We start from the raw sequence: 13,939 nt of genomic DNA on the forward strand, positions 1-13,939 counted from the left end.
AATACAATTTGCGTGCCAACTTTTCATATCACTGATAATAAAGAAATTGTTTCGTTTTACCTCGCCAGCAAAAAAGGATAAAGTGGTGAAAAACACTAACAAGTGGCGATTTTCATCATGGCTGAATTTAAAGATAACCTGCTCGGCGAGGCAAACCGTTTTCTTGAAGTACTGGAACAAGTCTCCCGGCTCGCGCCGCTGGATAAGCCAGTGCTGATTATTGGCGAACGCGGTACGGGTAAAGAACTTATCGCCAATCGCCTGCACTATCTCTCTTCACGCTGGCAGGGGCCGCTTATCTCGCTTAACTGCGCGGCGCTTAACGAAAACCTGCTGGACTCCGAACTGTTTGGTCATGAAGCGGGTGCTTTTACCGGGGCGCAAAAACGCCATCCCGGTCGCTTTGAACGCGCCGATGGCGGCACGCTGTTTTTGGATGAACTGGCGACAGCGCCGATGCTGGTACAGGAAAAGCTGCTGCGGGTGATTGAATATGGCGAGCTAGAGCGCGTCGGCGGCAGCCAGCCGTTACAGGTTAATGTGCGATTAGTATGCGCCACTAATGCCGATTTACCCGCCATGGTGAAGGAAGGGACATTTCGTGCCGATCTGCTCGACAGGCTGGCTTTTGATGTTGTACAACTGCCGCCGCTGCGCGAACGCCAGAGCGATATCATGCTGATGGCCGAGCATTTTGCTATTCAGATGTGTCGTGAGCTACGTCTGCCCTTATTTCCCGGTTTTACCGATCGGGCAAAAGAAACGTTGTTGCATTACGCCTGGCCGGGTAATGTCCGCGAGCTGAAAAACGTAGTCGAACGTTCAGTGTATCGCCACGGCAGCAGTGAACATCCTTTGGATGAAATTGTTATCGATCCTTTTCAACGCCATCCCGCTGAACCGCCCGCGCCCGCCCTGCCAGCGGCATCCGTCACGCCTGACCTGCCGCTCAAATTACGTGAGTTTCAACTGCAACAGGAAAAAGCGCTGCTGCAACGTAGCTTACAGCAGGCGAAATTTAACCAGAAACGAGCCGCCGATTTGCTGGCGCTCACCTACCACCAGTTTCGCGCCTTGCTTAAAAAGCATCAGCTTTAGCTATTTCTCCGGCTAATTGACGACATTTACGCCAGTTATCCACCGACATTTTTACGTGGCGGGCCGAAGTGCGATACACTTTGCAAATTGAACTTCAAAAACTTAACTATTATGCGCCTGGTTTTATCGTCTCTGATCGTGATAGCGGGTCTACTGAGTAGTCAGGCTACGGCTGCGACTGCGCCCGAACAAACTGCGAGTGCAGATATTCGCGATAGCGGCTTTGTGTATTGTGTCAGCGGGCAGGTCAACACCTTTAATCCGCAAAAAGCGAGCAGCGGCCTCATCGTCGATACCCTGGCAGCCCAGTTATATGACCGCCTGTTGGATGTCGATCCCTATACTTATCGTTTAGTCCCAGAGCTGGCAGAAAGCTGGGAAGTGCTGGATAACGGGGCAACGTACCGTTTTCACCTGCGCCGCGACGTTTCCTTTCAAAAAACAGCCTGGTTTACGCCGACCCGAAAACTCAATGCTGATGATGTCGTCTTTACCTTTCAGCGGATTTTCGATCGTCGGCATCCGTGGCATAACATCAACGGCAGTAGCTTCCCCTACTTTGATAGCCTACAGTTCGCCGACAATGTAAAAAGCGTGCGTAAGCTGGACAATAACACCGTTGAGTTTCGCCTGACGCAGCCAGACGCCTCCTTTTTATGGCATCTGGCCACACACTACGCTTCCGTCATGTCCGCTGAGTACGCCGCGCAGCTTAGCCGAAAAGATCGCCAGGAACTGCTAGACCGCCAACCGGTCGGCACCGGGCCTTTCCAGCTTTCGGAGTACCGTGCCGGACAGTTTATTCGTCTCCAGCGCCACGATGGGTTTTGGCGCGGCAAACCGCTGATGCCGCAAGTGGTGGTGGATTTAGGCTCCGGCGGTACCGGGCGTTTATCGAAATTACTGACCGGTGAATGCGATGTTCTGGCCTGGCCCGCCGCCAGCCAGCTAACTATTTTACGCGACGATCCGCGTTTACGTCTGACGTTGCGCCCGGGGATGAATATCGCCTATCTGGCCTTTAACACCGATAAGCCGCCGTTGAATAATCCCGCAGTGCGCCATGCGCTGGCCTTATCGATCAACAACCAGCGTCTGATGCAGTCGATTTATTACGGCACGGCGGAAACCGCAGCCTCCATTTTACCGAGAGCCTCATGGGCTTACGATAACGATGCCAAAATTACGGAGTACAATCCGGAAAAATCGCGCGAACAGCTAAAAGCGCTGGGCATTGAGAATCTTACGCTGCATCTCTGGGTGCCGACCAGTTCTCAGGCCTGGAACCCAAGTCCGCTAAAAACGGCGGAGCTTATTCAGGCGGATATGGCGCAGGTTGGCGTAAAAGTGGTCATTGTGCCGGTTGAAGGTCGTTTTCAGGAGGCGCGCCTGATGGATATGAATCACGATCTGACCTTATCCGGCTGGGCCACGGACAGCAACGATCCGGATAGCTTTTTCAGACCACTGTTAAGCTGTGCGGCCATCAATTCGCAAACCAATTTCGCCCACTGGTGTAACCCTGAATTTGACAGCGTGCTGCGTAAAGCACTGTCGTCGCAGCAGTTGGCTTCGCGCATAGAAGCATATGAGGAAGCGCAGAATATCCTGGAGAAAGAGCTGCCGATACTGCCGCTGGCATCATCACTACGCCTGCAGGCTTACCGCTACGATATTAAAGGGCTGGTGTTAAGCCCGTTCGGCAATGCGTCTTTTGCCGGCGTCTCCCGCGAAAAACACGAAGAGGTGAAAAAACCATGATTATCTTCACCCTGCGTCGGTTATTGCTGTTGCTGGTGACGCTCTTCTTCCTGACCTTTATCGGCTTTAGCCTGAGCTATTTTACGCCGCACGCGCCGCTACAAGGCGCATCATTATGGAATGCCTGGGTTTTCTGGTTCAACGGTCTGCTGCACTGGGACTTTGGCGTGTCCAGCATTAACGGCCAACTGATCTCCGAACAGCTTAAAGAGGTGTTTCCCGCCACGATGGAGCTGTGCATTCTCGCCTTTGGTTTTGCGCTAATGGTCGGCATCCCGGTCGGGATGCTGGCTGGCGTGACGCGTAGCAAATGGCCGGATCGTTTTATCAGCGCGCTGGCGCTATTAGGTTTCTCAATTCCGGTTTTCTGGCTGGCGCTTCTGCTCACACTGTTCTTTTCGCTCACGCTAGGGTGGCTGCCGGTATCCGGGCGATTTGACCTGCTTTATGAAGTTAAACCGGTTACCGGTTTCGCCATCATTGACGCCTGGATTTCAGATTCGCCGTGGCGTGATGAAATGGTGATGAGCGCCATACGGCATATGGTTTTACCGGTGCTCACGCTTTCCGTCGCGCCGACCACAGAAGTGATCCGCCTGATGCGAATCAGCACTATTGAGGTCTACGATCAGAACTACGTTAAAGCGGCGGCCACGCGCGGCTTGTCGCGCTTTACGATTTTACGCCGTCACGTGTTGCATAATGCGCTGCCGCCGGTCATTCCCCGTCTTGGCCTGCAGTTTTCAACCATGTTAACGCTGGCGATGATTACCGAAATGGTTTTCAGCTGGCCAGGACTGGGACGATGGTTAATTCACGCCATTCGTCAGCAGGACTATGCCGCTATTTCCGCTGGCGTGATGGTCATTGGCTCGCTGGTTATTGTGGTCAATGTGATTTCCGATATTTTGGGTGCTATGGCTAACCCTCTGAAACATAAGGAATGGTATGCCTTACGATAGCGTATACAGCGAAAAGCGCCCGCCAGGCACCCTGCGCACTGCCTGGCGCAAATTTTATAGCGACGCGCCTGCGATGGTGGGTCTGTATGGATGTGCCGGTCTGGCGTTGCTGTGTATTTTTGGCGGCTGGATCGCGCCCTATGGTATCGATCAGCAATTTCTGGGCTATCAGCTACTGCCGCCCTCCTGGTCACGCTATGGCGAAGTCTCCTTTTTTCTGGGGACTGACGATCTGGGGCGCGATGTGCTGAGCCGCCTGTTAAGCGGCGCGGCGCCCACGGTCGGCGGCGCGTTTATCGTAACGCTGGCGGCTACGCTATGTGGATTAGTCCTCGGCGTAGTGGCAGGCGCGACTCACGGTTTACGCTCTGCCGTACTGAACCATATTCTGGACACGCTGCTTTCCATCCCTTCGCTCTTGCTGGCGATTATCGTCGTGGCATTTGCCGGCCCACATCTGTCACACGCGATGTTTGCCGTCTGGCTGGCCCTGTTGCCGCGAATGGTACGTTCCGTCTACAGCATGGTGCATGATGAACTGGAAAAAGAGTACGTCATTGCCGCCCGTCTGGATGGCGCGACAACGCTGAATATTCTGTGGTTCGCCATTTTACCGAATATTACCGCCGGTCTGGTCACCGAAATTACCCGGGCGCTGTCGATGGCGATTCTGGACATCGCCGCGCTGGGATTTTTAGATCTCGGCGCGCAGCTTCCCTCTCCTGAATGGGGCGCCATGTTGGGGGATGCGCTGGAGCTAATCTATGTCGCGCCGTGGACCGTTATGCTACCCGGCGCGGCGATAACGCTCAGTGTTTTACTGGTAAACCTGCTCGGAGATGGGATTCGTCGTGCGATTATTGCGGGGGTGGAATAATGCCGTTACTGGATATCCGCAATCTCACCATTGAATTTAAAACCAGCGAAGGTTGGGTAAAAGCGGTCGATCGCGTCAGTATGACATTAAGCGAAGGTGAAATTCGCGGCCTGGTAGGTGAATCGGGTTCCGGAAAGAGCTTGATTGCTAAAGCTATTTGCGGCGTCGCGAAAGACAACTGGCGAGTCACTGCCGACCGTATGCGTTTTGATGATATCGATCTGCTGCGCCTCTCCTCTCGTGAACGGCGTAAGCTGGTCGGGCATAATGTGTCGATGATCTTCCAGGAGCCGCAGTCGTGCCTTGATCCTTCCGAACGCGTCGGCCGCCAGTTAATGCAAAATATTCCCGCCTGGACCTATAAAGGCCGCTGGTGGCAGCGTTTTGGCTGGCGTAAACGGCGTGCAATTGAATTACTGCACCGGGTGGGAATTAAAGATCATAAAGACGCGATGCGCAGTTTTCCCTATGAACTAACCGATGGCGAATGTCAGAAAGTTATGATCGCTATCGCGCTGGCGAATCAACCGCGACTCCTGATCGCTGATGAACCCACCAACTCAATGGAACCAACGACGCAGGCGCAAATTTTTCGCCTGCTGACCCGACTGAATCAAAACAGTAATACCACCATTCTGTTGATTAGCCACGACCTGCAAATGCTGAGTCAGTGGGCTGACAAAATCAACGTCTTATACTGCGGCCAGACGGTAGAAACCGCGCCAAGTAAAGATCTGGTGACGACGCCACATCATCCTTATACGCAGGCGCTTATCCGCGCGATTCCGGATTTTGGCAGCGCGATGCCGCATAAAAGCCGTCTCAATACGCTGCCGGGTGCGATCCCGCTACTGGAACAGTTACCGATAGGTTGTCGTCTGGGGCCGCGCTGCCCTTACGCGCAACGAGAATGCATTATCACGCCACGCTTAACCGGCGCGAAAAATCATCTCTATGCCTGTCATTTTCCGCTGAATATGGAGAGAGAGTGATATGGTGGAAACTCTGCTTGAAGTGCGCAACCTGAGTAAAACCTTTCGCTACCGGACAGGATGGTTTCGCCGCCAGACCGTCGACGCCGTGAAACCATTAAGCTTTACGCTTCGTGAGCGTCAGACTCTGGCCATTATCGGCGAAAACGGTTCCGGCAAATCCACGCTGGCAAAGATGCTGGCCGGCATGATTGAACCCACCAGCGGCGAGCTTCTCATTGACGATCATCCCCTGCATTACGGCGACTATTCGTTTCGAAGCCAACGTATTCGAATGATTTTTCAGGACCCCTCAACGTCACTGAATCCACGTCAACGTATTTCGCAGATCCTTGACTTCCCCCTGCGCCTTAATACCGATCTGGAGCCGGAACAGCGGCGCAAACAGATTGTCGAGACGATGCGTATGGTGGGGCTATTGCCCGATCACGTGAGCTACTACCCGCATATGCTGGCGCCGGGGCAGAAACAGCGTCTGGGCCTGGCCCGCGCGCTGATTTTACGCCCTAAAGTCATTATCGCGGACGAAGCGCTGGCTTCGCTTGATATGTCCATGCGCTCGCAGCTCATCAATCTGATGCTTGAATTGCAGGAAAAACAAGGCATCTCCTATATCTATGTCACGCAGCATATCGGCATGATGAAACATATTAGCGATCAGGTATTAGTGATGCATCAGGGGGAAGTGGTTGAACGCGGCAGCACCGCCGATGTGCTCGCCTCTCCGCTACATGAGCTTACCCGCCGTTTAATCGCAGGCCATTTTGGCGAGGCGCTGACCGCTGACGCATGGCGAAAGGATCGCTAAGCGAAACAAATACCCTCAGTTCGATTCTCTGAGGGTGTTCATGCGACTGCCCAACAGCAATGTTTCAACCTCTTCTAACGCAACGGAAGGAAATAACGTGCCCTGGGTTGCCCAAATGCCTGCCGTTTTTAACGCCGACAAATAGCGTGCGTTTTCCTGGCCACCCACCACAATCTTGTCACAATAATGCCGGATATGTTTGACGAGCAGCGGAAACGTCATTTTTTCAATTTGTGAGACAAAAAAGCTGCGGTCAAGTTTTACGCCGCTAAAACACCCGCAAACTAATGGCGCAGCGGTTGCGTTCCCTACGCCCAGGTCGCCCAGCCATAATGGATTAGGTTGCTTATGAAGCGCGTGTATTAAAGGATCGATTAAGGCGTTATCTTGACATGAAAAATGTTCAGCGACCTGCAGCTCCACAAATAGCATGGCGTGTAGTAATGCGCGAATATCTTTGTCCTGAAGGACAAACTGCGCCATACCCCGATCGATATTTATGATACAGAACAGGCCGTGGCGTAGAAACCAGCCATGTTTGGCCGCGATTGTCCGCAACAGATCAAGCAGAAAACGGCGCTTCTGCGAATTGTCCCATGACGAGATAACAAACTCAGGGTGTAGCGGACGAGCTGGCGACGATGCAAAATGGGTAATAATTTCGACACCCAGTAAATCCCCCTCCATTGCCCTTATCGGCTCTGCCATAAAAAAATAGCGCATGTGACCACTCCACTTGATCTTAACTCCCTGATAATGCGCTTTTAACGCAAATCAATCAATAAAAACGATCAATATATAAAAAATGATCGAAAAAAACAATATATGTTAACTTCATGATAACTTGCTAATTTTATGTTTTGAGAATGTTCTTCTATTGCTATAAGGAAATTTACATACTACGCCGAACAACGCTAATACGACGGCATGAGACCATCCGTAAAGCCAGGTTTTTCTTGTCAGGCAGAGGGGAAAAATCAAGGCGAGTTAATGGTGTTGCACCATCGCGTGGCATTTCACCCACTATGGCAGCGCGGCATCGCCAACCCTAATGGCGAGTTGCATCTCCGCTACAGGCTGTCCAGATCCCCCGAACGACCTTTAAGCGAATAGCAACTCTCAATAATTGATCGGCAAATCTGTAGCGAATGAGCCCCCGGCGATTCGCAGAAAAGAACTGAACTAAATGCTATTTTTTTAATTCATTCTTTAATACCTTAGCCACAAGAGTCCCTTCCTCAGGCGCGGCTAGTTTAAAACGTCTTCCTGGCGCAGGTGTCTGTTCTTCCTCTCCGATTAACGCATCAAGATCCGCAATAAGTGACTTATAATATTCAATATCTTCAGTATTTTCTTCGGTCTCTGCCCGCTTTAATTTTATCAGGTGATGGGCCTTAATTTGCTCTTCCAGTTGCCTTGTTGCAAGAGAAACGCTTCGCTGTTGCCGGGATTCTTGTGACAACACGATTTGATCGCCATCCACAAAGAAAAGAACCCCTTCTTTAATCAGAATATTACCTAAGATATTTATATCATGCATAAAAACCCCCCGGGATTTAAGAAGCGCCTCCGCCATTCGATAGTTGTCTTCATCTTCAATATCGAACTCCCGACCTTGAATATATTTTGAAACTAAAACCGTAACGTCTTTACCATTAATATTCATGGAGGCCGAACGAGAAAAATCCTTGTCGCCATTGGCCATGTTCAAATACTTACTGACACGATCAGGATGACAATTACGATGTTCCGGAGAGTTAACATCCACTTTTATTCCCCGCTCATTAATTGGAATCTTAACAACAAATTCTTCATGTAACCGATAGACTGTCCCATAACTTCCGCTACCTATTTTATTTTTTTCAATATCACGCATGCGAATATTTTTCTGAAACTCCGGCGAGTTAATAAACGCCTCTATTGCCGCTGGTTGTGATGCATCCGTCTGATCAGTAGCGCCGCTCTCATCACCAGACGCCGTGGCGGGCGTGGTCAGGAAGTCTATCAAACGTTGCTCAAAAGCCTCATAGATTCCATTACTACCTGCTTCGCTCGGCGGCTGGTTATCATTATCCAAAGCGGTAAGCGTAATTTCCCCGGAATTATAATTAAACATCGTTTCTTTTAAAAAATCGACGCAACGCTCAGAACACTCCGTCTCGGTCACTAATACTCCATCGTAAAACATCTGTAGTAGTAACATATTTTCTTGATACGCTAATACTTCTACAGTGTATTTATCTCTTGTTTCAGGCCTGGAGGCATCAATAAGTTTAATATATCCAAGAAGGGGGCGCCATCGTGTACAGTCTTCATCTCGCTTCGAAAATGGTCCTGGAGAGAAAGGCCCTTTAATATCGGGATGCTCGTTTTTTTGGCACAGTAGATTATATATTTCTCTATAGTCAGAAATTAAACTTCGCTTGGTGAATATATTCCTGAAAAAATCTATAAATTTCTCACACGTTGAAAAAACATGCTCTCTTTTATTATCGATGATATCTCTTAAATACCTTTCTGATATCTGGCAACTATGATTTCCGATCTGAAATGTAAACGGCATATGTCTCATCCTCTGAAAATTTATTATAATATACATGCAAACATATAAAAACCTGATTTGTAACTACTGTAATCACCTGATTTCCAAAATTTTTCATATTCAGTATTACTCTGCATCAATAAATAGAGAAAACCTTCAGCACCTAAAAAAGAAATTATTTTTGTTAAGCATTTGCTGGTTAAAATTACATGTCCATAACATTGCTAATAGGTGAGGTAAACCATTCGGATGAATATTCAGGCTTCCTACAGAACCTTTATTTGTCTGGTGGAAGGCGCATCGCTATCGTACTTGCTATCCGTCCCGGTGTCTCTGGTTGGATGAGGCGAACCTTACACCAGCTGGTATACTGCACCGTAGGGCCTGTCCCATTAGACTCTTTGATTTGCCAGTTTGGCCCTGGGGAGTGCTCAAAATCCTCAGGGACTTTGTTACCGTGTGGTTTTAGAACGTCACCTGCCGGAGAGAGCGGCGGAAAAATAGCGTGACACACGGGGCCAGGAGTGGGATATAATTTCAGACTAATTTCGAATAATGTTGAAAAGTTGCTGTTAACCATTGTTCGTAAAAGCAAAAAATAAGCAATGACTATAAGGATTAAAGCTATGGGTTTTCTTTCCGGTAAGCGCATTCTGGTCACTGGCGTGGCCAGTAAACTGTCCATCGCCTATGGTATCGCACAGGCGATGCACCGCGAAGGAGCTGAACTGGCGTTCACCTACCAGAACGACAAACTGAAAGGCCGCGTAGAAGAATTTGCTGCCCAGCTGGGTTCCAGCATCGTTTTACCGTGTGATGTCGCTGAAGATGCCAGCATTGACGCTATGTTTGCGGAGCTGGGTAACGTTTGGCCGAAATTTGACGGTTTTGTACACTCGATCGGTTTCGCGCCTGGCGATCAGCTGGACGGCGATTATGTTAATGCGGTTACCCGCGAAGGCTTTAAAATCGCTCACGATATTAGCTCTTACAGCTTTGTTGCCATGGCGAAAGCCTGCCGCACCATGCTGAATCCGGGTTCTGCGCTGTTGACCTTGTCTTATCTGGGAGCGGAGCGCGCCATCCCGAACTACAATGTCATGGGTCTGGCGAAAGCCTCTCTGGAAGCCAACGTGCGTTATATGGCAAACGCTATGGGACCGGAAGGGGTTCGCGTCAACGCCATCTCTGCGGGTCCAATCCGCACGCTGGCGGCGTCCGGTATTAAAGACTTCCGTAAAATGCTGGCGCATTGTGAGGCCGTTACGCCAATTCGTCGCACCGTGACTATTGAAGATGTGGGTAACTCAGCGGCGTTTCTGTGTTCCGATCTCTCGGCAGGCATTTCTGGCGAAGTCGTCCATGTTGACGGCGGGTTCAGCATTGCGGCAATGAATGAACTGGAACTGAAGTAAGCGCATTAAGTTTATTAGCGGGCGGCACGGCTGTGCTGCCCCATTCCCCTCACTCACCACTCATCTCGTTATATAGCGTTCTGATATTTGTTATCACCTAACAATCTTTCATCCCTTTCCCGCATACGCCAGGATAATCCAGCATAAACGATCCGACGCCGAATCATTATCGATCGCCATTTCATCCTCGGGAAACCCTATGGAACAATGCCGAAAAGCGGGTAAAAGCCACTGGTATCATGAAACACAATCCACTATGTCGTCACAAACCCCGCTTTCGCTGATGCCGGAAGCCGCGTATGTTAACGATCGTTTTTTACTGGATTTAACGGTATCAGAAACCGCGTTGACGCCTTTTGAGTCATGGTTAAAGCCCGCTCGCCAGTTGGCGGATGTCTTATTTCCCCGCACGGTTCTCAACGACCGGCTTCATACGTTTAGCACCTATGAACGTATGTGCACCGCGCTGACCGCCGCTCAGGTATTTGGGGTTCAGCGTTTGTGCCGCCATTATGCCGCGCGTCTGGCGCCGCTACCTGGCCCTGACGCCTCAAGAGAGAGCAATCAACGGCTGGCGCAAATTACGCAATACGCTCGTCAGCTTGCCGGCTCCCCCTCCGTTATCAATACGCGGGCCCGCGAACAGCTTGCAGAGGTGGGATTAACCGCCCGGGATACCGTACTCATCAATCAGATCATTGGGTTTATCGGTTTTCAGGCGCGGGTAGCGGCGATATTTCAGGCGTTTTGCCGTCTGCCCGTGCGCGAACTGCCCGGCCAGGAGATGCAGCGCTTTGCCAGGGCCGCGCGGTTTCAAAACCCCCAGACGATATGGCGGCCCGCCGCCAGTCTGGTAGAATATCCTCCAGCCCATACCAAAATTCGGCGGCAATATTCGTCTTCACAATGCCAAATGATGGCGCCGGTACTCATCCGCGATCCGTCTTCATTCGCGTTACTCGAACGCATACTGACCAGCACATTACACACCGCGTCGCTCCCTTCTTTACTTCCACTTATCACGCTCCTCACATCACGTATCAACGGCAGCGCCGCCTGCTTTAACGAACAGGCAACCCAACCTGGCGCGTGGCGTCGCGCTGTCATCACGTTACGCCAGGAAGACGACGATATCGCTCGTTGGGAGCTTGAGCCTGCGCTGACACAGGCGATACAATGGCTCACCAGAGCGCCCGATCGCTTTAGCGCCGCGCATTTTTTCCCGCTACTCGCCAGGGGAGTTTCATCGGAGCAGGCCATTAATATGTTAGGCTGGTGCGGCGTGTGCGGATGGTTAAATCGTTTAAAAATCGCGTTGGGCGAAACCTATTAACTCATCCATTACTGAAAGAGCGCTTGCTGCGCCAGGCAGAATCGCGTAAAACTGTCAGCCGCTCTTTTGGCTACGAAAATAGACGAATATGTTTCAGGACAACCCGCTGCTAGCGCAGCTTAAACAGCAACTGCATTCCCAGACGCCGCGCGCTGAAGGGGTCGTAAAAGCCACGGAAAAAGGCTTTGGCTTCCTTGAGGTTGACGCGCAAAAAAGCTATTTCATTCCTCCGCCGCAGATGAAAAAAGTGATGCATGGCGATCGTATCGTCGCGGTCATCCACACGGAAAAAGAACGGGAGTCTGCCGAGCCGGAAGAACTGATCGAACCGTTCCTGACGCGCTTTGTGGGAAAAGTTCAGGGTAAAAATGACCGCCTGTCCATCGTGCCGGATCATCCGTTGCTGAAAGACGCGATTCCCTGCCGCGCCGCGCGCGGCGTTCAGCATGAGTTCAAAGAAGGTGACTGGGCGGTTGCCGAAATGCGCCGCCATCCGCTTAAAGGCGACCGTTCGTTTTACGCCGATTTAACGCAGTACATCACCTTTGCCGACGATCACTTTGTTCCCTGGTGGGTTACGCTTGCCCGCCACAACCTGGAAAAAGAAGCACCGAACGGCGTAGCGACGGAGATGCTGGACGAAGGGCTGGAGCGCCAGGATCTGACCGCGCTGAATTTCGTCACTATCGATAGCGCCAGCACTGAAGATATGGATGACGCGCTATATGCTGAGGAATTAGCGGACGGCAGACTCCAGCTTACGGTGGCTATCGCCGATCCTACCGCCTGGATTGCCGAAGGCAGTAAGCTGGATAACGCCGCGAAAATTCGCGCCTTCACCAACTACCTGCCGGGCTTTAATATTCCTATGCTGCCGCGTGAGCTGTCTGACGATCTGTGCTCACTGCGCGCCAACGAAGTGCGTCCGGCGCTCGCCTGTCGCATGATAATCGCCGCGGACGGCACCATTGACGATGATATCGCCTTTTTTGCGGCCACCATCGAATCGAAGGCCAAGCTGGCGTACGACAATGTCTCCGACTGGCTGGAAAATAACGGCACCTGGCAGCCGGATAACGAAGGCATTGCCCAGCAGATTCGTCTGTTGCACCGTATTTGTCTAAGCCGCAGTGAGTGGCGTCATCATCATGCGTTAGTCTTTAAAGACCGCCCGGATTACCGCTTTGTGCTTGGCGAAAAAGGCGAAGTACTGGATATTGTGGCGGAACCGCGCCGTATCGCTAACCGTATCGTAGAAGAGTCGATGATCGCCGCTAACCTTTGCGCCGCGCGCGTACTGCGCGATAAGCTCGGTTTCGGTATTTACAACGTACATACGGGCTTCGATCCCGCGAATGCCGACGCGCTTGCCGCGCTGCTGAAAACGCATGGTCTGCATGTCGATGCCGAAGAGGTGCTGACGCTGGAAGGCTTCTGTAAACTGCGTCGCGAACTGGATGCGCAGCCCTCCGGTTTCCTTGACAGCCGCATTCGTCGCTTCCAGTCTTTTGCGGAAATCAGCACCGAGCCGGGGCCGCATTTCGGTCTTGGTCTTGAGGCTTATGCCACCTGGACCTCTCCCATCCGTAAGTATGGCGATATGATTAACCATCGCCTGCTGAAAGCGGTCATCAAGGGGGAAGCTATTGCGCGTCCGCAGGAAGATATCACCCAGCAAATGGCGGAACGCCGTCGCCTGAACCGCATGGCGGAGCGCGATGTCGGCGACTGGTTATATGCACGCTTCCTTAACGATAAGGCGGGGACAAATACCCGTTTCGCGGCAGAAATTATTGACGTCAGCCGCGGTGGTATGCGTGTGCGACTGGTCGATAACGGCGCTATCGCCTTTATCCCAGCTCCGTTCCTGCACGCCGTTCGCGATGAACTGGTATGCAGCCAGGAAAACGGTACGGTACAGATTAAAGGTGAGACGGTTTATAAAGTGACGGATGTCATTGATGTCACTATTGCGGAAGTTCGCATGGAAACCCGCAGCATTATTGCCCGACCGGCAGCGTAACCACGCTTAGCTCGCTCAACGGCCTTTGCTGAGAAGGCAAAGGCCGTTTCTTTTCTTCTTCTCCCTTCCGTCATGCTCTAAGTTTAATCTTATTCAAGCGCCCCATTTCTTGTTATTTTTAGCTGGCG

The 13,939-nt window shown here is 51.4% G+C and carries 12 protein-coding genes and 1 pseudogene; 11 read left to right on the forward strand and 2 right to left on the reverse strand.

Annotation, left to right across the window (positions count from 1 at the left end; genetic code table 11):
* Positions 1-117: 117 nt before the first annotated feature.
* From pspF to sapF, 6 genes are all read left to right on the forward strand, one after another.
* Positions 118-1,098, forward strand: a complete 981-nt coding sequence (gene pspF / locus NBA72_RS02940; RefSeq protein ID WP_000807306.1) for a phage shock protein operon transcriptional activator — start codon at positions 118-120, stop codon at positions 1,096-1,098.
* A 111-nt stretch (positions 1,099-1,209) separates the two neighbouring features.
* A complete protein-coding gene (gene sapA, locus NBA72_RS02945) occupies positions 1,210-2,859 on the forward strand; it encodes a peptide ABC transporter substrate-binding protein SapA (RefSeq protein ID WP_001241628.1) in 1,650 nt (549 codons plus the stop codon).
* Positions 2,856-3,821, forward strand: coding sequence for a peptide ABC transporter permease SapB (gene sapB, locus NBA72_RS02950; RefSeq protein ID WP_000583298.1), 966 nt, complete (start codon positions 2,856-2,858; stop codon positions 3,819-3,821). The genes sapA and sapB overlap by 4 nt, the downstream gene beginning before the upstream one ends.
* Entirely contained in the window at positions 3,808-4,698 is an 891-nt protein-coding gene (sapC, locus tag NBA72_RS02955; RefSeq protein ID WP_001146150.1) for a peptide ABC transporter permease SapC, read from the forward strand. The genes sapB and sapC overlap by 14 nt, the downstream gene beginning before the upstream one ends.
* A complete protein-coding gene (sapD, locus tag NBA72_RS02960; protein WP_001649208.1) occupies positions 4,698-5,690 on the forward strand; it encodes a peptide ABC transporter ATP-binding protein SapD in 993 nt (330 codons plus the stop codon). Before sapC ends, sapD begins: the two co-directional genes overlap by 1 nt.
* A gap of 1 nt (position 5,691) precedes the next feature.
* On the forward strand, positions 5,692-6,498 hold the full coding sequence (sapF, locus tag NBA72_RS02965) for a peptide ABC transporter ATP-binding protein SapF (RefSeq protein ID WP_000230462.1): 807 nt from the start codon (positions 5,692-5,694) through the stop codon (positions 6,496-6,498).
* A gap of 15 nt (positions 6,499-6,513) precedes the next feature.
* Here sapF and NBA72_RS02970 read toward each other — a convergent pair whose 3' ends face one another.
* Together NBA72_RS02970 and steC are read right to left on the reverse strand one after the other, a co-directional pair.
* A complete protein-coding gene (locus NBA72_RS02970; protein ID WP_042947141.1) occupies positions 6,514-7,221 on the reverse strand; it encodes an EAL domain-containing protein in 708 nt (235 codons plus the stop codon).
* 466 nt (positions 7,222-7,687) lie between these two features.
* Positions 7,688-9,061 carry an SPI-2 type III secretion system effector kinase SteC gene (steC, locus tag NBA72_RS02975; RefSeq protein WP_065310883.1) on the reverse strand — a complete coding sequence of 458 codons (1,374 nt, stop codon included), beginning with the start codon at positions 9,059-9,061 and terminating at the stop codon, positions 7,688-7,690.
* A 34-nt stretch (positions 9,062-9,095) separates the two neighbouring features.
* Between steC and NBA72_RS02980 the strand changes: the two genes are divergently transcribed.
* The 5 genes and pseudogenes from NBA72_RS02980 to NBA72_RS03000 all read left to right on the forward strand — a co-directional run bounded on the left by NBA72_RS02980 (position 9,096) and on the right by NBA72_RS03000 (position 13,811).
* Positions 9,096-9,275 (forward strand): hypothetical protein, encoded by a 180-nt coding sequence (locus NBA72_RS02980; RefSeq protein ID WP_010989024.1) that lies wholly within the window; start codon positions 9,096-9,098, stop codon positions 9,273-9,275.
* The gene (locus NBA72_RS02985) at positions 9,250-9,549 is read left to right on the forward strand and encodes a hypothetical protein (protein ID WP_031612860.1); all 300 of its coding nucleotides are present in this window, start codon (positions 9,250-9,252) and stop codon (positions 9,547-9,549) included. Before NBA72_RS02980 ends, NBA72_RS02985 begins: the two co-directional genes overlap by 26 nt.
* A 117-nt stretch (positions 9,550-9,666) precedes the next feature.
* A complete protein-coding gene (gene fabI, locus NBA72_RS02990) occupies positions 9,667-10,455 on the forward strand; it encodes an enoyl-ACP reductase FabI (RefSeq protein WP_000506501.1) in 789 nt (262 codons plus the stop codon).
* A 199-nt stretch (positions 10,456-10,654) separates the two neighbouring features.
* Positions 10,655-11,632: pseudogene (locus tag NBA72_RS02995) on the forward strand (carboxymuconolactone decarboxylase family protein); the annotation flags it as partial.
* 244 nt (positions 11,633-11,876) lie between these two features.
* Positions 11,877-13,811 (forward strand): exoribonuclease II, encoded by a 1,935-nt coding sequence (locus NBA72_RS03000; RefSeq protein ID WP_000485041.1) that lies wholly within the window; start codon positions 11,877-11,879, stop codon positions 13,809-13,811.
* Positions 13,812-13,939 lie beyond the last annotated feature (128 nt).

This window comes from Salmonella sp. NW1250, from assembly GCF_051812965.1.
GTDB classification, from domain to species: domain Bacteria; phylum Pseudomonadota; class Gammaproteobacteria; order Enterobacterales; family Enterobacteriaceae; genus Salmonella; species Salmonella enterica.